Annotated in this window: 17 protein-coding genes; 6 read left to right on the forward strand and 11 right to left on the reverse strand. The window is 60.6% G+C overall.

The window, feature by feature from the left end; genetic code table 11:
• Positions 1-21: 21 nt before the first annotated feature.
• A complete protein-coding gene (locus tag BLU46_RS27290; protein ID WP_093208027.1) occupies positions 22-984 on the forward strand; it encodes a Csu type fimbrial protein in 963 nt (320 codons plus the stop codon).
• Here the strand turns inward: BLU46_RS27290 and BLU46_RS27295 are convergent.
• Together BLU46_RS27295 and BLU46_RS27300 are read right to left on the reverse strand one after the other, a co-directional pair.
• Positions 981-1733 (reverse strand): anti-sigma factor family protein, encoded by a 753-nt coding sequence (locus BLU46_RS27295; RefSeq protein WP_003212454.1) that lies wholly within the window; start codon positions 1731-1733, stop codon positions 981-983. The genes BLU46_RS27290 and BLU46_RS27295 overlap by 4 nt on opposite strands.
• Positions 1730-2236 carry an RNA polymerase sigma factor gene (locus BLU46_RS27300; protein ID WP_010166918.1) on the reverse strand — a complete coding sequence of 169 codons (507 nt, stop codon included), beginning with the start codon at positions 2234-2236 and terminating at the stop codon, positions 1730-1732. The genes BLU46_RS27295 and BLU46_RS27300 overlap by 4 nt, the downstream gene beginning before the upstream one ends.
• 171 nt (positions 2237-2407) lie before the next feature.
• On the opposite strand from BLU46_RS27300, the gene BLU46_RS27305 reads away from it, so the two are divergent.
• Positions 2408-3490 (forward strand): catalase family peroxidase, encoded by a 1083-nt coding sequence (locus BLU46_RS27305; protein ID WP_063028650.1) that lies wholly within the window; start codon positions 2408-2410, stop codon positions 3488-3490.
• Positions 3487-4026 (forward strand): cytochrome b, encoded by a 540-nt coding sequence (locus BLU46_RS27310; protein ID WP_093208030.1) that lies wholly within the window; start codon positions 3487-3489, stop codon positions 4024-4026. The genes BLU46_RS27305 and BLU46_RS27310 overlap by 4 nt, the downstream gene beginning before the upstream one ends.
• Before the next feature lie 54 nt (positions 4027-4080).
• On the opposite strand, the gene BLU46_RS27315 is transcribed toward BLU46_RS27310, so the two are convergent.
• Both BLU46_RS27315 and BLU46_RS27325 read right to left on the reverse strand, forming a co-directional pair.
• Positions 4081-5232 (reverse strand): M14 family metallopeptidase, encoded by a 1152-nt coding sequence (locus tag BLU46_RS27315; RefSeq protein WP_093208033.1) that lies wholly within the window; start codon positions 5230-5232, stop codon positions 4081-4083.
• A 466-nt stretch (positions 5233-5698) separates the two neighbouring features.
• Entirely contained in the window at positions 5699-6061 is a 363-nt protein-coding gene (locus BLU46_RS27325; protein WP_063028656.1) for a DUF6124 family protein, read from the reverse strand.
• A 130-nt stretch (positions 6062-6191) separates the two neighbouring features.
• On the opposite strand from BLU46_RS27325, the gene BLU46_RS27330 reads away from it, so the two are divergent.
• The gene (locus BLU46_RS27330) at positions 6192-6839 is read left to right on the forward strand and encodes a LexA family protein (RefSeq protein ID WP_093208035.1); all 648 of its coding nucleotides are present in this window, start codon (positions 6192-6194) and stop codon (positions 6837-6839) included.
• Here BLU46_RS27330 and BLU46_RS27335 read toward each other — a convergent pair.
• The 4 genes from BLU46_RS27335 to BLU46_RS27350 are packed head-to-tail and all read right to left on the reverse strand — an operon-like array spanning position 6836 to position 12377.
• Positions 6836-8773, reverse strand: coding sequence for an acetyl/propionyl/methylcrotonyl-CoA carboxylase subunit alpha (locus tag BLU46_RS27335; protein ID WP_093208038.1), 1938 nt, complete (start codon positions 8771-8773; stop codon positions 6836-6838). The genes BLU46_RS27330 and BLU46_RS27335 overlap by 4 nt on opposite strands.
• On the reverse strand, positions 8770-9576 hold the full coding sequence (locus tag BLU46_RS27340) for a gamma-carboxygeranoyl-CoA hydratase (RefSeq protein ID WP_093208040.1): 807 nt from the start codon (positions 9574-9576) through the stop codon (positions 8770-8772). The genes BLU46_RS27335 and BLU46_RS27340 overlap by 4 nt, the downstream gene beginning before the upstream one ends.
• Positions 9577-9591: 15 nt before the next feature.
• Positions 9592-11199: a carboxyl transferase domain-containing protein gene (locus BLU46_RS27345; protein WP_093208042.1), complete on the reverse strand. Its 1608-nt coding sequence runs from the start codon at positions 11197-11199 to the stop codon at positions 9592-9594.
• 14 nt (positions 11200-11213) lie between these two features.
• Positions 11214-12377: an isovaleryl-CoA dehydrogenase gene (locus BLU46_RS27350; protein ID WP_003212472.1), complete on the reverse strand. Its 1164-nt coding sequence runs from the start codon at positions 12375-12377 to the stop codon at positions 11214-11216.
• A gap of 146 nt (positions 12378-12523) precedes the next feature.
• On the opposite strand from BLU46_RS27350, the gene BLU46_RS27355 reads away from it, so the two are divergent.
• Together BLU46_RS27355 and BLU46_RS27360 are read left to right on the forward strand one after the other, a co-directional pair.
• On the forward strand, positions 12524-14155 hold the full coding sequence (locus BLU46_RS27355; protein WP_093208044.1) for an AMP-binding protein: 1632 nt from the start codon (positions 12524-12526) through the stop codon (positions 14153-14155).
• A gap of 174 nt (positions 14156-14329) precedes the next feature.
• Entirely contained in the window at positions 14330-15637 is a 1308-nt protein-coding gene (locus BLU46_RS27360) for an IS4 family transposase (RefSeq protein ID WP_081253266.1), read from the forward strand.
• Positions 15638-16970: 1333 nt separating this feature from the next.
• On the opposite strand, the gene BLU46_RS27375 is transcribed toward BLU46_RS27360, so the two are convergent.
• From BLU46_RS27375 to BLU46_RS27385, 3 genes are all read right to left on the reverse strand, one after another.
• The gene (locus tag BLU46_RS27375; protein ID WP_093208046.1) at positions 16971-17870 is read right to left on the reverse strand and encodes a hydroxymethylglutaryl-CoA lyase; all 900 of its coding nucleotides are present in this window, start codon (positions 17868-17870) and stop codon (positions 16971-16973) included.
• A 12-nt stretch (positions 17871-17882) separates the two neighbouring features.
• Positions 17883-18281 (reverse strand): MerR family transcriptional regulator, encoded by a 399-nt coding sequence (locus tag BLU46_RS27380; RefSeq protein WP_003211806.1) that lies wholly within the window; start codon positions 18279-18281, stop codon positions 17883-17885.
• Positions 18282-18348: 67 nt separating this feature from the next.
• Positions 18349-19284 (reverse strand): LysR family transcriptional regulator, encoded by a 936-nt coding sequence (locus BLU46_RS27385; RefSeq protein WP_017476977.1) that lies wholly within the window; start codon positions 19282-19284, stop codon positions 18349-18351.
• Positions 19285-19288 lie beyond the last annotated feature (4 nt).

Below are 19288 nucleotides of genomic sequence, written 5' to 3' on the forward strand. Positions count from 1 at the left end.
GTGCGGGGCAAGGAATGCATAGTGGGGCTGCTGGTGCTGGCGGGGCTGGGCTTTTCGACACAGGTGATGGCCGCGTGCTCGGTGCCGGGAACCACCTCGCCGGCCGGCTTTGGCTCGATCAGTTCGATGACGGTGCGCACCGCTCCCCAGACCAGTTCCACCACCAATGCCGGCTTGAATTGTGGGGCCACGCTGATCTCGTTGCTGGCAGCCAATGATCACTTCTATGCAACCATCACGTCGGCCACCAGCGGCATGGTCGGCCCCACTGGGGATATCATCAGCTATACGATCTACGGCAATAACAGCACCAGTTACCCGATCACCCGTGGTACCCAATTCGATTTCGGCGCCACCGGCATCGCCCAAAGCCTGGGCCTGGTATCCGGGCCAGGCACGAAAACCGTGCCGCTTTATCTGAGTTCCATCATCGGCAGCAATGTGGCGGCCGGCCTTTACACTGAGACACTAAGCATTGCCTGGACCTGGAATTATTGCTCGGTCCTCGGTGTGGGTTCTCTCTGTGTCATACGGGACACCGGCAGTGGCACGGCTTCCCTGACCGTCAGCATGACCGTGGCCAACGACTGCACAATCTCTGCACCCAACATCGCCTTCGGCAGTGCGCCGGTAGTCAGTGGTTTTTCCACCGTGAACGGGCAGGCCACCATTGCCTGCACCAAGGGCAGCGCCTACACCGTGGGCTTCAGCGATGGCCAGAACCCGGTGAGTGTGGGTGGGCAGCGGCGGATGGTGTCTGGCAGCAATTTCCTGAATTACGACATTTTCAAAAGCGCCACCACCACCCGTTGGGGCAGCGTGAGCACCGCCCGGCGCGCCAGCTCCACGGCTGAGGTGAATCCCGGGAATGGCTTGGGTACCGGTAGCCAGGTGTTCAACTACAACGCCGCGATCTATACCAACCAGACCACACCGCCGGCCGGCACCTACGTCGATAACGTGGTGCTGGATGTGGCCTTCTAGAACCGCATCGTCTGCTTGAGCATTTGCGTGGTCGACGGGTCTTGCGGGCTGACCATCGCATAGTTGTAGCCCGCGCCTGACCAGTATTCGGCCTGCAGCCCGTCGGCACTGCGGCTGCCACGGGGCAGGAATTTGTTTTCCGGGCCTGGCGGACGGATATAGAAACTGATGCGTCGCCCTTGAGGGTCTTCATACAGCACCATGGCCGCTGCACCCTGTTCGGTGCTGAGCAGGCGCCCGCTGACCGCCTTGAACCCGGCCTGGCTCAGGTCCGGCAGGCGGTAGGCCTGGTTGAAGTAACGGTCGAGCCAGCCTTGCATGTCGCCACCGCTTTGCACGTGGTAGTCGGCGGGCAAGATGCCGTCCTGGGCAAACAGGCGGTAGGCCTGCATCGCGTCGCTCATGGGCGCCATGCTCTCGAGAAGGGTGGCCTGGCGGGCCTGCCAGCCACCGAGGCCGCCGACACTGACAGCAATCAACAGCATGGCGGCGGTTGCGAGATGGCGGCGTGACTGGCGCTTGACCCGCTGGCGAATCAGGGCAGGGTCCAGCTCGGGGTTGGCGGGCTGTTGCAGTGCGCCGCTCAACGATGCCCGCAGATGCTGCGCGTCCTGTTGCCAGGCGTGCACCTGGGCGGCGACGTCCGGGTGGGCCGCCAGCCAGGTTTCGAGTTGGCGGCGGTCAGCGTCCAAGAGCTGGTGATCGACGTAGGCATGCAAATCGCGTTCGCTGGGAGGCAGGCTGATCATTTGAGTATCCGCAGGGCAGGGCTGGTGATTTCGCCGTCGCTGAGCTGGCGCAGGGCCTGGCGTGCGCGGGACAGGCGAGACATCACGGTGCCCACGGGCACCTCAAGGATGTCGGCGACTTCTTTGTAGCTCAAGCCTTCCACCGAAACCCACAGCAGCAGGGCGCGCTGTTCGGTGTTCAACTTATCGAAGGCTTGCAGGGTCGATTGCGCGATGACCGTGCGCTCGACCGACGGCTGCGAATCATCGCGGCCGGTGAAAAATTCCAACATGCGCGTGTACCGCCGGGAGCGTCGATGGGCATCGAGAAACTGCCGGTAGAGGATCGAGAACAGCCAGGCGCGCAAGTCGCCTTCGAGGCGTTTGTCGGCCCAACTGATGATCGCCCGTTCAAGGCTCGCCTGCACCAGGTCATCGGCGCTGCTGCTGTTACGCGTCAGGGACACGGCAAATCGCCGCAGTCTGGGGATGAGTTCACGTAACTGTTCGTCGAGTTCGTGCATGGGATTCTGGCTAGTCACTACGCTGGGACTAGGAAGACGTCCGGCGTTGAAGGTTATTCCAGGCCGATAAAAATAAACAGCAGGCCAGGGAATAGAGTGCGCTGGCGTTCGTCCCAAGTGTTCCGACCTTATGTTTCACCCACTCAAGGCCCCTGGCCCTGGAGTTATTTCATGGTAGATCACTCATCACCGCCCCGTCCGCCGCTGAGCACCGCAAGCCTGATAATTCGGTTGGCCAGCATCGGCGTGGTGGTTGCGGTTGTGGCCGGGGCGTTTGCCTACGTCAACGGTAGCCTCGACCCACAGCGGTTGCGCCCCAAAACCTTGGTCAACGCCCTGGAAACCAACAATGGTTTGCACCCTGGCTACCGTCGCAACCATGCCAAGGGCGTGTGCGTGGCCGGTTATTTCGAGAGCAGCCCCGAGGCGCGCCAGTACTCCAGTGCCCAGGTATTCAGCGAGGCGCGTACACCGATCATCGGGCGTTTTGCGCTGCCCAGCGGCAACCCGTATGCACCGGACAGCAGCGTGCCGATCCGCAGCTTTGCCTTGCAATTCAGCTTGGCAAACGGCCAGCAATGGCGCACCGGGATGAACAGCATGCCGGTGTTCCCGGTGGGCACGCCCGAGGCCTTCTTTGAGATGCTCAAGGCTGGCGCACCTGACCCGGCCACCGGCAAGCCGAACCCGGCGGGTATGCCGGCGTTCTTCGCTTCGCACCCCGAGACCGCGCCGTTCCTGGCCTGGGTGAAGACTGCCAAGCCGTCTGCCAGCTACGCCACCGAAACCTATAACGGCATCAACGCGTTCTACCTGGTAAACGCCAGCGGTCAACGCCAGGCCGTGCGCTGGGGCGTCGTGCCACAAAGCCAGGATGCCGCGGGGGCCACGGCGCCTGCCGGCAGCGATTTCCTCGAAAAAGACCTGGCCCAGCGTCTGGTGGCCGGGCCGTTGCGCTGGCAGTTGAACGTCACCCTGGCCAACCCGGGAGACCCGGTGGATGATGCCAGCAAGACCTGGGCCGGCGAGCACAAGGTGCTGAATGCCGGGACCCTGGTGCTGGAAAGCAGCCAGCCGCAAATGGACGGTGATTGCCGCGACATCAACTTTGATCCACTGGTTTTGCCGAGCGGTATTGAAGCTTCGAATGACCCACTGCTGGCCGCCCGTTCGGCGGCGTACGCCAGTTCCTACCTGCGTCGCACCAGCGAAGTCAGCCAGTTGCACAGCGCCCCTCAGGAGTCGAAGCCATGAATGTCCAACCTCGGTTTTTCGCCCCGCTGGCGCGCCTGCTGCACTGGCTGATGGCGTTGATGATCATCGCCATGCTGTTTATCGGCGCGGGCATGGTGGCCTCGGTATCGGAACGTCATGAGTGGCTGATCCACCTGCACAAGCCGCTGGGGATTGCGATCCTGGCACTGGTGATCGTGCGCTTGGTGGTACGGTTTTCAACCCGTCAGCCGCCGCTTCCGGCGGACTTGCCGCTGTGGCAAGCGTTGGCGGCCAAGGCCTTCCATGTGGTGCTGTATGCGTTGATGCTGGTGTTGCCGCTGCTGGGTTGGGCGATGATTTCGGCGGCCGGCGATCCGGTGATGCTCAGCAGTTCGGTGCAGTTGCCGGCGCTGGTGGGGGCGAATGCGCCACTGTTTGCGGTGTTGCGCAAGGCTCACGGTTATCTGGCGTATTTGCTGTTTCTGACGGTGCTGCTGCACCTGGCGGCGGCGCTGTTCCACGGTTTGATCCGGCGTGACGGCGTGCTGCAAAGCATGACCGGCAGCAAGGACTGAAGCCTTGCCCGGCGACGACTGCCGTGGTGCAGCCGTCGCCGGGAGGGTGGATTCCTAGCGCAGTACGCTGACGATATCCGCCACGCTGCTCAACACATCCTTGCCCAACTGCATCGAGCGTTTACCCGACCAGCCAGTGTGCGGGTTGGGCGCGTCGTCGTTGTCCTTGAAGGGCATTTCCAGGGTCAGGGACAGGCAATCGAACTTCTCGCCGACGCTGTTGCACGCCAAGGTCATGTTGGCTTCGCCCGGCAGGTCGCGGGTGTAGCCGTGAACGGTCTGGAAGTCCCGGGTGAGGCCGCTCAAATGGCTGCGGAAGTGTTTCTCCAACTGCTCGATGCGCGGCGTGTAGCCGGGGTTACCTTCACAACCGGCGGTGAACACGTAGGGGATTTCCTCGTCGCCGTGGATATCCAGGAACAGGTCAACGCCGTATTTTTCCATTTGCTCCTGGACGAACAGCACTTCGGGACTGATCTCCTGGCTAGCGTTCTGCCAGGCGCGGTTGAGGTCCTGGCCCATGGCGTTAGTGCGCAGATGGCCATGGAAGGCGCCATCGGGATTCATGTTCGGCACCAGGTACAGGTCAGCGGCGGCCAGGAGCTTTTTCAGCTCGGCGTCTCCGTCCTGCTGCAGGCGCTCGATGATGCCTTCCATAAACCATTCGGCCATATGCTCGCCGGGATGTTGCTGGGCGATGATCCAGACCTTGCGCTTATTGGCCTCGCCTTTGCCACGGCGCAGCAGTTGGATATGCCGGCCTTCGGCACTTTTGCCGGTGGCCAGCAATTGCGTGCCAGCGCGGTTCAGCGCCTGGTCGATCAGCCAGTCGTGGCGTTCGCGGCTGTAGGGTTCGAAGTAGGCGAACCAGGCTTGTTTTTCGCGGGTTTCGAGGGTGATGTGCAGCGTCTCGCCGTCAAAGCGGGTGGGCACCCGAAACCAGTTGATATGGTCGTAGGACGCCACGGCGTTGTAGCCGCTCCAAGCGTGCTTGTAGGAAGAATGGCCCGCGTTGCTCAGGCGAAAAGTGTGGGTGTGCCCCACATGCATGCCCTCGGCCTTGAAGTGGAACCACTGGAAGTGCTGGCTGCGCGTATCGGGCTTGATGGCCAGCAGCAACTGGTGGGCATCACTGGCGTCGAGTACCTGGATATTGCCGCTGTCGAAGTCGGTGCTGATCTTGATAGAGGTCAAGGCCACGGTCATAGTCTGGTTGCCTGAATATGAGTGTTGTGGCGGGCATTTTACACCGGAGCGGGGTAAAGCCTGGATGCAATTTTTGCAAGGGAAAGAGGGGGCGTCCTCCTTGACGCCGCAGCAGCTTAGAATCTATGAGATTGATTCTCAAGTGCTATTTTTGAAAGAACCGGCCTAGAGCGCTCGATCGACTTTCATTGGGCGATAGTCTTTTGCTACCATGCGCGCCATCAAGCAACACACAGTCTTCATTAGCCTGAAGCCACGCCAGGAAAAACTGGCAAAAAAAAGACCCGGCCAAAGAGCCGGGTCAAAAACCGTGATTAGCCTGATGAGGAGATATTCCAAGAGTCCGACCTAAGGTCTCTTGGTCTATCGACTGATCTCGCGATCAGCTGGGTCCAATAATAATCATTATCATTTGCAAGTCAAATGTTTTTATCCGTCCGATAGAAATATTTTTCCTTTGTGTCTGCTACATCCTGGCCGGGTGTTCGGTGTCCCTTGCCGAAAGCCGCAGCGACCGCTCCACCATCACCTTCGCCATATCAATCAAATAGACCACTGAAAATGCCAGGTCCCGGCTATTGCCGTGGGCGCTGTTTGCCGATTCGTACGCAGTGGCCGCCGCGCTGCGCAGCAGGTCGGAAGCGTGGACCAGGGCTTCCTCGTCGCTGATGCCGGGCTTGACCTCGAACAAGGTGTCGTCAACGGAGGGCGGCGTACCGTCCTCTTTCAGGTAATAGTCCAGCGCGCGTTGGGCGGCGCCACTGCTGCGCATGAACAGCAGCTCGTCTTCATCGCAGATTTCGGGCAGGGAATATGGGGTTGTCGTCATAAAGGTCGGCGCTCTGGGTGGATGTCGAAAGCCTGCAACCGATATTAATACTAATCGTATTTATGGCGTTTTATTGATTACTACAAACTGTTTATTGTCGTTGGGAGTACACAACGTATTGTCAGGCCCCATGGATAAGTGGATAGCGTTGGTCAAGGCCAGCATGAAAGACCGCAAGGTCACACAGGATCAACTGGCGTCGCGCCTGGGCATGTCCCAGGGCGGTGTCGGCCATTGGCTGAACAAGCGTCGGGTGCCGAGCCTGGCTGACATGAACCGGGTGATGCAGGAGCTGGGCCTGGATGACCTCGAGGTGGCGCTGGTGGTCCGCGAAAAGGCGGTTGCGCCATCTCCTGAGGAACTGGAACTGACGCCGCACTACAACCCGAATTACCGTTACCCGGTGAGCGAAGGGAAGGGAGGGTACCCCTTGCAGGAAGAACCTCGGCCATATGGCGCGACTCGTTTCCAGATGAGCGACTACCACGCCCGTGGCAAGGCATTCTGGATGCGGGTGATTGGCGATGCCATGGCTGCCCCCAGCGGCTTGAGCATCACCGAGGGCATGATGGTTCTCGTGGACCCGGGCATCAAGGCCGAGCCCGGAAAATTGGTGGTGACCCAATGGGCATTCAATCCCCAGGCGACCTTGCGCAAACTGGTGAAGCAAAGCGGCCAGCTTTACCTGGTACCGCTCAACCCGACCTACCCGAAAATGCTCTTCAGCGAAGAATGCCGGATCATCGGCGTGGTGGTGCAGGCGGTCACGAGGTTTTAGCTCGCGGCTTCCAGCTCCACCAGCGCGCTGCCTTCGCCGACCATTTCCCCTTCCTGGCAATACAGCGCCTTGACCACTCCGGCATGGGGCGCGCGGATGCTGTGTTCCATCTTCATGGCTTCCAGCACCACCAACTGCGTACCGGCTTCAACCGATTGCCCGACCTCCACCAGCACCCGCACGATGCTGCCATTCATCGGTGCGGTCAGGCCGCCCTGATGGGACTGGCTGGCGTCTACGGCGGCAATCGGGTCGAACAGGCTGACGCTATGCACCTCGCCATCCCAACGCAAAAACACACTGCCGCCCTCGCGGACCGCCAGTTGGGAACGGCGCACACCTTGCTGGTCGATCAGCAACTGTTCGCCACGCAACTGTGGCGGGTTGACGCCAGCTTGCAACGTCACCAGGCGATCCTGGCCGCTGCAGCACAAATGCAGGGAAACCTCGGCCGGCAAACCGGCGCGAAAGCCGTGGGTATCTGCCCACGGTGAACGGGCGTCATTGAGCGGTTGGGTCTGCATGAACGCCTGGCCGGCTGCTTGCCAGAACTCATCGCTCAACTCGCCTGGCACAGGTAGCAGCTCATCCTGATAACGCGGGATAAACCCGGTATCCAACTCGGCAGCGGCAAACGCCGGATGGCCGATGATGCGTCGCAAGAAGCCCAGATTGGTCTTCAGCCCGCCCACGGCAAACTCATCGAGCATGCCCAGCAGCCGCAGGCGCGCTTGCTCGCGGTCCTCGCCCCAGGCAATCAGCTTGCCCAGCATCGGGTCGTAGAACGGTGAGACGCTGTCGCCTTGCTCGACACCGCTATCCACTCGTCGCCCCGGACCTGGCGTGGATTCGCGGTACAGCGCCAGGTGCCCGGTGGCCGGCAGGAAATCGTTGGCCGGGTCTTCGGCGTACAGGCGCACTTCTATCGCATGCCCCAGCAGCGGCACTTGCTCCTGAGTCATTGGCAGCGGCTCGCCCTGGGCCACGCGGATCTGCCAGGCCACCAGGTCCAGGCCGGTGATGGCTTCGGTCACCGGGTGTTCCACCTGCAGCCGGGTATTCATTTCCATGAAGAAAAACTCGCCCCGTGCGTCCAGCAGAAACTCCACGGTGCCCGCGCCCACGTATCCGATGGCCTGGGCGGCCCGCACCGCTGCTTCGCCCATGGCCTTGCGCTGTTCGGCGCTCAGGCCGGGCGCCGGGGCTTCTTCCACGACTTTTTGATGGCGGCGCTGGATCGAACAATCGCGTTCGTTGAGGTACAGGCAATGACCGTGCTGGTCGGCGAACACCTGGATTTCCACGTGGCGCGGCTTGAGCAGGTACTTCTCCACCAGCATCTGCGCGTTGCCAAAGGATGAAAGTGCTTCACGCTGTGCCGAGGCCAACGCTTCGGCCAACTGACTGACGTCTTCGACCACTTTCATGCCCTTGCCGCCACCGCCCGCCGTCGCCTTGAGCAGCACCGGGTAACCGATGCGCTCGGCCGCCTGGCGGAAGGTCTCCAGGTCCTGGGCGTCGCCGTGGTAACCGGGTACCAGCGGTACGCCGGCGGTCTCCATCAACGCCTTGGCTGCAGACTTGCTGCCCATGGCATCAATGGCCGAGGCGGGCGGCCCGAGGAAGATCAGCCCGGCCGCTTCGATGGCGCGGGCGAAACCGGCATTCTCGGAGAGAAACCCATAACCCGGGTGAATTGCCTGGGCGCCGCTGGACTGGGCTGCGGCGATCAGCTTGTCGATTTGCAGGTAACTGTCGGCGGCCTTGCTGCCGCCCAGGTCCACACGAATATCCGCCTCGCGGGCATGCCGTGCGTCGCGGTCCGTGGCGCTGTGCACGGCCACGGTGGTCAAGCCCATGGCCTTGGCGGTGCGCATGACACGGCAAGCGATTTCACCGCGATTGGCCACCAATACAGTGGTAAGCGTCTTCATGAACGCGGCTCCTGAGGCTGCCAGTTGGGCGCGCGTTTTTGCAGAAAGGCGCGCAGGCCTTCCTGGCCTTCGGCGCTGACGCGGATCCGGGCGATGGAGTTTTCGCAATAGCGACGCAACGCCGGCGTCAGGGCGCCATGGCCGACTTCCCGTAGCAGGTCCTTGCTGGCGCGCATGGCCGCCGGGCTGTTGAGCAGCAGATTGGCAATCCACAATTCGACGTGTACGTCCAAATCATCAGCGGGATAACTTTCCGCCAGCAAACCGATTTCCCGCGCCCGCTGACCGCCAAAGCGCTCCGCCGTCAGGGCATAGCGGCGGGCAGCCCGCTCACCGATCGCCTGTACCACGAATGGGCTGATCACCGCCGGCGCCAGGCCAATGCGTACTTCCGACAGGCAGAATTGCGCATCATCGGCACCAATTGCCATGTCGCAGCAACTGATCAACCCGAGGGCACCGCCGTAGGCCGCGCCCTGAACCACCGCCAGCGTCGGGATCTTCAGCTTGGCGAGGTTGTACATCAGCTCCGCCAGTTCACGGGCATCGTCCAGGTTGGTGTGGTAATCCAGCTCGGCCGACTGCTGCATCCAGGCCAGGTCGGCACCGGCGCTGAAGTGTTTGCCGCGCCCGCGCAGTACCAGGAAGCGCAGGGCCGGGTCGCCTTGCACCTGGTCCAGGGCAATGATCAATTCGCGGATCATTTCGGCGTTGAACGCGTTGTTCTTGGCTTCACGGCTGAGCCACAGGGTGGCAAAACCACGGGGGTCGGTGATCAGTTCGAGGGTGTTGAAATCGGTCATGGGGTGCAGCTCCATTTACATGCGGAACACGCCGAAGCGGCTCGGCTCGATGGGGGCGTTCAGCGAAGCGGACAAGGCCAGGGCCAGCACGTCGCGGGTCTGCAACGGATCAATGACGCCGTCGTCCCACAGTCGTGCGCTGGAGTAGTAGGGGTGGCCCTGGGTTTCGTACTGGTCGAGGATCGGCTGCTTGATCGCCGCTTCCTCGTCGCTGCTGAAACCCTGGCCCGCGCGCTCGGCCTGCTCACGCTTGACCTGTACCAGCACGCCGGCCGCCTGTTCGGCGCCCATTACGCCGATGCGTGCGTTGGGCCACATCCACAAGAAGCGCGGGTCGTAGGCGCGGCCACACATGCCGTAATTACCGGCGCCGAAGCTGCCGCCGATGATCACGGTGAATTTCGGCACCTTGGCGCAGGCCACCGCCGTGACCAGTTTGGCGCCGTGCTTGGCAATGCCGCCGGCTTCGTATTTCTGGCCGACCATGAAACCGGTGATGTTTTGCAGGAACAGCAGCGGAATCCCGCGTTGACAGGCCAGCTCGATAAAGTGCGCTCCTTTTTGCGCAGCCTCGGCGAAGAGAATGCCGTTGTTGGCCAGGATCGCAATCGGGTAGCCGTGCAGGTGCGCAAAGCCGCACACCAGGGTGGTGCCGAACAGTGCCTTGAATTCATCGAACACCGAGCCGTCCACCAGCCGCGCGATCACTTCGCGCACGTCGAACGGTTGCTTGGCGTCGGCCGGGATCACGCCGTACAGCTCTTCGCTGCTATAAAGCGGCGCCAGCGGCGTGCGTTGTTGCAATTGCCCCAGCTTGCGCCAGTTGAGGTTGGCCACACTGCGCCGGGCCAGGGCCAGCGCATGTTCGTCGCTGTCGGCATAGTGGTCGGCCACCCCGGAAATCTTGCAGTGCACATCGGCACCGCCCAGGTCTTCGGCGCTGACCACTTCACCGGTCGCCGCCTTCACCAGCGGCGGGCCGGCGAGGAAGATCGTGGCTTGCTGGCGAACCATGATTGCTTCGTCCGCCATGGCCGGCACATAGGCACCACCGGCGGTGCAGGAGCCCATCACCACCGCGATCTGCGGGATGCCCTGGGCGCTCATGTTGGCCTGGTTAAAGAAGATCCGCCCGAAGTGCTCGCGGTCCGGGAACACTTCATCCTGGCGCGGCAGGTTGGCGCCGCCGGAGTCCACCAGATAAATGCACGGCAGGCGGTTCTGCTCGGCTATGGTCTGGGCGCGCAGGTGTTTTTTGACTGTCAGCGGGTAGTACGAACCGCCTTTCACCGTGGCGTCGTTGGCGACGATCATGCACTCGACGCCTTCCACCCGACCAATCCCGGCAATCACCCCGGCAGCCGGCACGTCTTCGCCATACACCTGGTAAGCGGCCAGTTGGCTGAGTTCAAGGAACGGCGAGCCAGGATCGAGCAAGCGATTGATCCGCTCGCGGGGCAACAGTTTGCCTCGGGATGTATGCCGCTCCTGAGCCTTGGCGCCGCCGCCTTGCTGCACTTGGGCGAGCAGGCTGTGCAGGGCGTCGACCTGTTGGAGCATCGCCGCGCTGTTGGCGGCGAATTCCGCCGAGCGCGGGTTGAGCTGGGTGTGCAGGGTAGCCATGGTGCGCGCTCCGTTCAGCGGGTTTCGTTAAACAGTTCGCGACCGATCAACATGCGCCGGATCTCACTGGTGCCGGCGCCGATTTCATACAGCTTGGCGTCACGCAGCAGACGGCCCGCCGGGAATTCATTGATATAGCCATTGCCGCCGAGAATCTGGATCGCGTCGAGGGCCATCTGGGTAGCACGTTCGGCGCTGTACAGGATCACCCCGGCGGCGTCCTTGCGCGTGGTTTCGCCGCGTTCGCAGGCCTGGGCCACTGCGTACAGGTAGGCGCGGCTGGCGTTGAGTTGGGTGTACATGTCGGCGACCTTGCCTTGGATCAGCTGGAACTCGCCGATGCTCTGGCCGAACTGCTTGCGGTCGTGGATGTAGGGCACGATCAAATCCATGCACGCCTGCATGATCCCGGTCGGGCCCCCGGAGAGCACCACGCGTTCGTAATCAAGGCCGCTCATCAGCACTTTCACGCCGCCATTCAGCGCGCCGAGGATGTTTTCTTCCGGCACTTCGACGTCATCGAAAAACAGCTCACAGGTGTTGGAGCCGCGCATGCCCAGCTTGTCGAACTTGTTGCTGCGGCTGAAGCCTTTCGAGTCGCGCTCGACGATAAACGCGGTGATGCCGTGGGCACCTTTTTCGAGGTCCGTCTTGGCGTAGATCACGTAGGTGTTGGCGTCGGGGCCGTTGGTGATCCAGGTCTTGCTGCCGTTGAGCACATACACACTGCCGCGTTTGTCGGCGCGCAGCTTCATGGAGACCACGTCGGAACCGGCGTTCGGTTCGCTCATGGCCAGGGCGCCGATGTGTTCACCGCTGATCAGCTTGGGCAGGTACTTGAGTTTTTGTTCGTGGGTGCCGTTGCGGTTGATCTGGTTGACGCAGAGGTTGGAGTGGGCGCCGTAGGACAACGCCACCGAAGCCGAACCCCGGCTGATCTCTTCCATGGCCACCACGTGGGCCAGGTAGCCCAGGCCGGCGCCGCCGTATTCTTCCGGCACGGTGATGCCCAGCAGGCCCATGTCGCCGAATTTGCGCCACATGTCGGCGGGGAACAGGTTGTCGATATCGATCTGCGCAGCCCGTGGCGCCAGCTCCTTGGCCACGAAGGACTGCACCTGGTCGCGCAGCATGTCGATGGTTTCACCGAGGGCGAAGTTCAGGGAGGGGTAACTCATGGACGGGCACCTTCTAACGTTGTTTTTGTGTGGCCAATGCGCCCGGGGAGGGCGATCACCTTTACGTTAACGTAAGCTTGCGTTGCAGACCTGTCAATCGTAGTTTACGTTTACGTCAACCTACAAAAAAGACAACAGGGGTCGTTATGGATCAATCGAATCAGAGCTACAGCCGTGGCTCTCAGGACAAGGCCTTGCTGGCCATGACTATCGGCCAAGCCTTTGATCAAACGGTTTCGCGCTACCCCGACGGCGAAGCGTTGGTCGTGCGCCATCAACAGCGTCGCTATACTTGGCGGCAACTGGCAGAGACGGTTGATTTGCATGCACGTGCGTTCCTGGCCATGGGGATGCAAGCCGGCGACCGCCTGGGCATCTGGGCCCCGAATTGCGCCGAGTGGTGCATCAGCCAGATCGCCAGCGCCAAGCTCGGCGTGATTCTGGTCAACATCAACCCGGCGTATCGCAGCAGTGAACTGGAGTACGTACTCAAGCAGTCCGGTTGCCAGTGGCTGGTGTGCGCCGGGTCGTTCAAGGCCTCCGATTACCACGGCATGCTGCAGGAATTGAAGCCCGACCTGCGCGGCATCATCAGCCTGGATCCCAGTCCTCCTTCGGGGTTTACGCCCTGGTCGCAATTGGCGGCGCTCGGCGCTGGCACTCCGCCCGAGCAACTGCACACTCGCCAAGCCAGCCTGCACTTCGATCAACCCGTCAACATCCAGTACACCTCCGGCACCACCGGCTTCCCCAAGGGCGCCACCCTCAGTCACCACAACATCCTCAATAACGGCTACATGGTCGGCGAAAGCTTGGGACTGACCGCGCAAGACCGCCTGGTGATCCCGGTGCCGCTGTACCACTGCTTTGGCATGGTGATGGGCAACCTGGGCTGTATCACCCATGGCACCACAATGATTTACCCGAATGACGGTTTCGACCCCCTGCTGACCCTGAGCGCCGTCGCCGAAGAACAGGCCACCGGGCTTTACGGCGTGCCCACCATGTTTATCGCCATGCTTGATCACCCGCGCCGCGCTGAATTCGACCTGTCGCACCTGCGCACCGGGATCATGGCCGGCGCCACCTGCCCGATCGAAGTGATGCGCCGGGTCATCAGCGAGATGCACATGAGTGAGGTGCAGATTGCCTATGGCATGACTGAAACCAGCCCGGTGTCGTTGCAGACCGGGCCGGATGACGACCTTGAGCGGCGGGTGACCACCGTCGGTCGTACCCAGCCACAGCTGGAAAGCAAGATCATCGATGAGGCGGGTAACACGGTTGCTCGGGGCCAGATAGGTGAGCTGTGTACCCGTGGCTACAGTGTGATGCTGGGTTACTGGAACAATCCTGACAGCACTCGTGAGGCTATCGACGAGGCGGGCTGGATGCACACCGGCGACCTGGCGACCATGGATGAACATGGGTATGTGTGTATCGCCGGGCGTAATAAGGACATGATCATTCGTGGTGGCGAGAACGTTTACCCGCGGGAGTTGGAGGAGTTTTTCTTTACTCATCCGGCGGTGGCGGATGTGCAGGTGATCGGGATTCCGGATGAGCGCTATGGTGAGGCGATTGTGGCGTGGATCAAGTTTCATCCGGGGCATGTGGCTAATGAGCTTGAGCTGCAGATGTGGTGCAAGGGGCGGATTGCGCACTTCAAGATGCCCAAGCATTTTAAATTTGTGGATGAGTTTCCGATGACGGTGACGGGGAAGATTCAGAAGTTTCGGATGCGGGAAATTATGATTGAAGAGTTGAAGGAGGGGTGAGGGGGGCTCTGGGTGTATATCCGTTATTTAGGTAACGGCTACCTATGGTTTCGCTCTTACAGCCATCCCTTTCAAGGTCTTGGTTTAAAATCCCCTAACCAATCCAGTCAGGACGACGAAACTATGTGGGAAAAGGTTTTAGAACGGTTTGAAAAACAGGCTCCGGCCAGCGTCATGACCAAGTTGATATTAGAGCAGGCAGTAGATGCCGCTTGGGTTGACAAGGTGTTCGATGATCACCGCCAACGGCAGTACTCACGTGAGCTTTTGTTTTCAACCGTTGTTGAGCTGATGTCCCTTGTTTCATTGGGCTTGAGGCCGTCGTTGCACGCGGCGGCGCGCAAGATGGAGGGCCTTTCGGTCAGTGTTTCGGCACTCTATGACAAGATCAAGCGAACCGAACCCGAGCTGCTTCGCGCCCTCATTTCGGGCAGTGCCGAACGTTTGATACCAACCGTCGAAACGCTCGGCCATTCATCGATCCTGCCCGGCTGGCAGTTGCGTATTGTGGATGGCAACCACTTGCCGGCCACTGAAAAACGTCTAGGCGCTCTGCGCAATGAGCGCGGCGCAGCGCGCCCAGGATTTTCAGTAGTTGCCTACGATCCGGATCTGGATTTAGTCGTTGATCTTCAGCCGTGGGAAGATGCCTACGCCAGTGAGCGAGTCAGTGTTTTACCGCTGCTGGCCCGCGCATGCGCGGGCCAGTTGTGGATGGCTGACCGGCTCTATTGCACGCTGCCCATCCTGCAAGCCTGCGAGGACACGGGGGCTTCGTTCATCGTTCGCCAACCCAGCAAGCATCCACGCCTGGTCCAGGAAAGTGAGTGGCAAGACTCAGGGACGGTCGATAGCGGAACCGTTCGCGAACAAATCATCGAAGTGAAGGGTGGCCGCCGCTGGCGACGTGTTGAGTTGAGCCTGCAAACGGCGAATGACTCAGGTGATTTGGTGATGTGGTTCTGGAGCAATTTGCCCGACACCATCGGTGCCCGGCAGATAGCCGATTTATACCGTCATCGCTGGAGTATCGAAGGAATGTTTCAGCGCCTTGAGTCGGTACTGGACAGTGAAATTACAGGCCTTGGCAGCCCGAAAGCCGCGCTATTGGGCTTTGCCTCGGCGGTCCTGGCTTACAACGTTTTGTCGGTTCTCAAGCGTAGCGTTGAGCAGGCGCACCGCGAAACGCAGCCAGAGGGTTGGCAGGTTTCGATTTTCCATTTGGCGGTGCATGTTCGCAGTGATTATCAAGGCTTGCAGATCGCATTGCCTGCGGAAAATTTCCCTCTTGAAAAGACTCCGCAAGGGCTGGCAGAGCGATTGCTGGCCCTGGCAAGGATGATCAAACCTAAGTCCGTAGCAAAAAGCCCTCGTGGCCCCAAAGTAGCCAAGCCCAAGGAGTGGCTGGAAGGTAAGGCAGCACGGGCGCATGTCTCAACAGCTAGGGTGCTTAAGGCGGCCAAGTCGGATAAACGTACTTAAACATGGCCTTAAACGGACTTTTAAACGCAGACCTTGAAAGGGATGGCTCTTACAGCGACTCACTTTGGAAAAGCCCCAAAGTAAGCAAAGGGCTCTGCCCCGCCTGTCGGCACCTCGCCTAGGCTCGGTGTTCCCTCACTCCGGCATTGCTCCGCGGGCCGCCGCGACGGGCCATCCATGGCCCGGCGCGGCTAAACCGGCGTCCTGCCGGTTTACCCGCTCCGCAATACCTGCGTTCGGCCTCGGGCTTATTGGGGCAGTCAGATCAAGATCAAAAGCAAGAGCACAGCGGCCTCCCGGCCGGCTTGAGTGTTAAAAGCAAAGGCAAGATCCAGAGCGAAAGCCAAATCTGAAGCGGATGCAGCTCTGCTTTTCTGTGGGAGCAGGCAAGCCAGCTCCCACATTTGACCGTGTCTGCTTTTGATTTGGCTGTTGCACTTGCTGTTGCTGTTGCTTCACCACACTCAAGCCGGCCGGGAGGCCGCTGTGCTTTTGCTTTTGATCTTGATTTTGATCTTAGGCGCCCCGTTAAACCACGCTGGCCGAACGCAGGCTTTGGAGCGTGGGTAACCCGGCAGGACGCCGGGTTAGCCGCGCTGGGCCAAGGATGGCCCGTCGCGGCGGCCCGCGGAGCAATGCCGGAGTGAGGGAACACCGAGCCTAGGCGAGGTGCCGACAGGCGGGGCAGAGCCCTTTGCTTACTTTGGGGCTTTTCAAAAGTGAGCCGCTGTAAGAGCGGAACCATAAGCGGCCATCACCCAAAAAACGGATATACACCCAAATCAGCTTCACGAGAAAGCACAAAGGGGACCCTAAGGTCCCCTTTAATTTGTCGTTGCGTGCTCTTTTTTTATTATTGAGGGGCGGTCTGTTGTTGTTTTTGGCAACCGTGGCCCTTTACCGCTGTTTTTGGCGACCCCCATCCGGGGTCAAGAGCAAACGTATTTTTTTGAGCGCTGATCTGCTTCTTCGCAAGCGATCCAACCAGTGGGTAGCTACCTTGAGGTAGTTTTTTGTTCTTCTCTATCCGGTTGCGGGTTTCGGCTAGCCGTACCCTGCGAAGCACATCTTCTCCAAAAAAATCTGTTAGCTGCGTCTCTGCCGTGTTGTTTTTGTTATGTCAGAGTCGTTACGTCTTATTTTTATTAGGTTTGGTGCTTTTTATTCTTGTTATGCAATAGAGATAGCAGAAGCCGTGCCAACTTTTTAAATTCCTTTAAAATCAATAGCTTGGTTTTTTAGCAGGAAATTTCTTTCAGTAAATGCGACAAGATATGTTCCCGTGTTACCCGATGTGTAGCCGCGAGGTAACACATCGTCACAGGCGCGCTACTCAACCCGCGCTGCGAGCCTTCGCCACACGCGAACCCGTGGGGCGCCCGAGGACCGTACAAATCTGCTGGCCCGCCAGAATCAGCTTGTCCATGTCGATACCCGTCTCGATGCCCAAGCCATTGAGCAGGTACAGCACATCTTCGGTCGCGACGTTACCGCTGGCACCCTTGGCATAGGGGCAGCCGCCGAGGCCTGCAATAGAGCTGTCAAACACCTGGATACCTTCCTCCAGGCTGGCGTAGATATTGGCGATGGCCTGGCCATAGGTGTCATGGAAGTGCCCGGCCAGCTTGTCCCGTGGCACCTGCGCGCCGACCACCTCGAACATCCGCCGCGTGGCGCCTGCGGTGCCGGTGCCAATGGTGTCGCCCAGGGACACCTCATAGCAGCCCATGGCAAACAGCTCGCGAGCGACTACCGCGACGTGTTCCGGGGCGACCTGACCTTCATAGGGGCAACCCAACACACACGACACATAACCCCGCACGCTCACTCCATGCTGCCTCGCCGCGTCCATGATCGGCACGAAGCGCTCCAGGCTTTCGCTGATGGAGCAGTTGATATTGCGCCGGGAAAACGCCTCGGATGCCGCCGCAAACACCGCGACTTCCTTCACGCCCGCCGCCAGCGCATCTTCAAAACCCCGCAGGTTTGGCGCCAACGCGCCATAGGTCACGCCAGGTTTGCGCTGGATCTGCGCAAACACTTCGGCCGACCCGGCCATCTGCGGCACCCACTTGGACGAGACAAAACTGCCGACTTCGATGTAACCCAGGCCGGCGGCGCTGAGGGCGTCCACCAATTGCACCTTGTCGGCGACGCTGATGGGTTGCGCTTCATTCTGCAGGCCGTCGCGCGGACCGACTTCCACCAGGCGCACATGAGAGGGAAGGGACATGGCAGCTACCTTTTATGAATGGCCAACCTGGCCCTGAATGGTCTGTTCCAGCGCCTGGGTGCACCGCTCTTCGGCGGTGTCCAGCTCCAGCTTCATCTGTTCGATGTCCAGTAACTGTTGCTCCAGTTGCTCGCGACGCTCGGCGATTTTCGCCAGCATGCTGTGCAGCTGTTTCTGGTTGCCGCTGGTGGGGTCGTAGAGTTCGATCAGCTCCCGGCACTCGGCCAGGGAAAAACCGATGCGCTTGCCCCGCAGGATCAACTTCAGGCTGACCTTGTCCCGGGGCGAGTAAATGCGCTCCTGGCCCCGGCGTTCCGGGGACAGCAGGCCTTGTTCTTCATAGAAGCGAATGGCGCGGGTGGTGATGTCGAGCTCGCGGGCGAGGTCGGAGATGCTGTAGGTCGTGCTCATGGTAGCGCTCAAGGAGTGTCTTGAGCGTTAAGCTAATGGGTGCTTGACGTTAACGTCAAGCAGCAGCTCAAGCCTGCTGCTTATCCAGCTTCTTCTCATGGGCGGTCACCTGCTGGCACAACTCGATCATTTGCTCGCGCATCCAGCGGTTGGCCGGGTCCTGGTCGGTGCTTTCATGCCAGTACAGATGGGTTTCCACCATGGGCACATCATTTACCGGCAGGTTGAACCAGTGCAGTTCATGGCGCCGGGCAAAGCGCTCAGGCACCGTCATCACCATGTCGGTCTGCTGCAACACTTGCGAGGCCATCAGGTAGTGCTGGGAGCGCAGGGCAATCTTGCGCTGCAGGCCCATCTTGCCCAGTGCCAGGTCGACGTGGCCCAGGCCGTTGCGCCGGCTGGAGATATGAATGTGGGTCAGCGACAGGTAGTCATCCAGAGTGAGCTTGTCCTTGCCTGCCATCGGATGGCCCTTGCGCATGGCGCATACATAGCGGTCTTCCATCAGCTTGACGTGGCGCACTTGCGGGTCGGTGTTGAGCGGCGCATCCACCGCAAAGTCCAGGCGACCGGCCGCCAGTTCCTTGGTGGTTTCCCGGCGCTTGGACAGGAAGCTCTCGATCACCACCGTCGGCGCCAGGCGGCGCAGGCGCTGGAACAGTGCGGGCAAGATCACCGCTTCGGTGAGGTCGGTCATGCTGATGCGGTAGGTCTTGGCGGCCTGTTGCGGATTGAAAATCCGGCTTTCCTGCACCGATACCCGCAGCAACGACAGCGCATTACGCACCGGGCCGATGATGTTCTGGGCCATGGGCGTGGGCACCATGCCTTGGGCGGTGCGCACGAACAACGGGTCGTTGAACGTCTCCCGCAGGCGGGCCAGAGCGTTCGACACTGCCGGCTGGGTAATCCCGACAATCTGCCCGGCGCGGGTCAGGTTGGCTTCGGTGTAGATCGCGTCAAAGACGATGAAGAGGTTGAGGTCGACCTTGCTCAGATTCATTTCG

It is taken from the genome of Pseudomonas yamanorum, from assembly GCF_900105735.1.
GTDB lineage: Bacteria > Pseudomonadota > Gammaproteobacteria > Pseudomonadales > Pseudomonadaceae > Aquipseudomonas > Aquipseudomonas yamanorum.

Bases quoted from the DNA above. Each gene is read 5' to 3' on its own strand.
- BLU46_RS27295 (WP_003212454.1), bottom strand. From the start codon at position 1,733: ATGATCAGCCTGCCTCCCAGCGAACGCGATTTGCATGCCTACGTCGAT.
- BLU46_RS27300 (WP_010166918.1), bottom strand. From the start codon at position 2,236: ATGCACGAACTCGACGAACAGTTACGTGAACTCATCCCCAGACTGCGG.
- BLU46_RS27305 (WP_063028650.1), top strand. From the start codon at position 2,408: ATGGTAGATCACTCATCACCGCCCCGTCCGCCGCTGAGCACCGCAAGC.
- BLU46_RS27310 (WP_093208030.1), top strand. From the start codon at position 3,487: ATGAATGTCCAACCTCGGTTTTTCGCCCCGCTGGCGCGCCTGCTGCAC.
- BLU46_RS27315 (WP_093208033.1), bottom strand. From the start codon at position 5,232: ATGACCGTGGCCTTGACCTCTATCAAGATCAGCACCGACTTCGACAGC.
- BLU46_RS27325 (WP_063028656.1), bottom strand. From the start codon at position 6,061: ATGACGACAACCCCATATTCCCTGCCCGAAATCTGCGATGAAGACGAG.
- BLU46_RS27330 (WP_093208035.1), top strand. From the start codon at position 6,192: ATGGATAAGTGGATAGCGTTGGTCAAGGCCAGCATGAAAGACCGCAAG.
- BLU46_RS27335 (WP_093208038.1), bottom strand. From the start codon at position 8,773: ATGAAGACGCTTACCACTGTATTGGTGGCCAATCGCGGTGAAATCGCT.
- BLU46_RS27340 (WP_093208040.1), bottom strand. From the start codon at position 9,576: ATGACCGATTTCAACACCCTCGAACTGATCACCGACCCCCGTGGTTTT.
- BLU46_RS27345 (WP_093208042.1), bottom strand. From the start codon at position 11,199: ATGGCTACCCTGCACACCCAGCTCAACCCGCGCTCGGCGGAATTCGCC.
- BLU46_RS27350 (WP_003212472.1), bottom strand. From the start codon at position 12,377: ATGAGTTACCCCTCCCTGAACTTCGCCCTCGGTGAAACCATCGACATG.
- BLU46_RS27355 (WP_093208044.1), top strand. From the start codon at position 12,524: ATGGATCAATCGAATCAGAGCTACAGCCGTGGCTCTCAGGACAAGGCC.
- BLU46_RS27360 (WP_081253266.1), top strand. From the start codon at position 14,330: ATGACCAAGTTGATATTAGAGCAGGCAGTAGATGCCGCTTGGGTTGAC.
- BLU46_RS27375 (WP_093208046.1), bottom strand. From the start codon at position 17,870: ATGTCCCTTCCCTCTCATGTGCGCCTGGTGGAAGTCGGTCCGCGCGAC.
- BLU46_RS27380 (WP_003211806.1), bottom strand. From the start codon at position 18,281: ATGAGCACGACCTACAGCATCTCCGACCTCGCCCGCGAGCTCGACATC.
- BLU46_RS27385 (WP_017476977.1), bottom strand. From the start codon at position 19,284: ATGAATCTGAGCAAGGTCGACCTCAACCTCTTCATCGTCTTTGACGCG.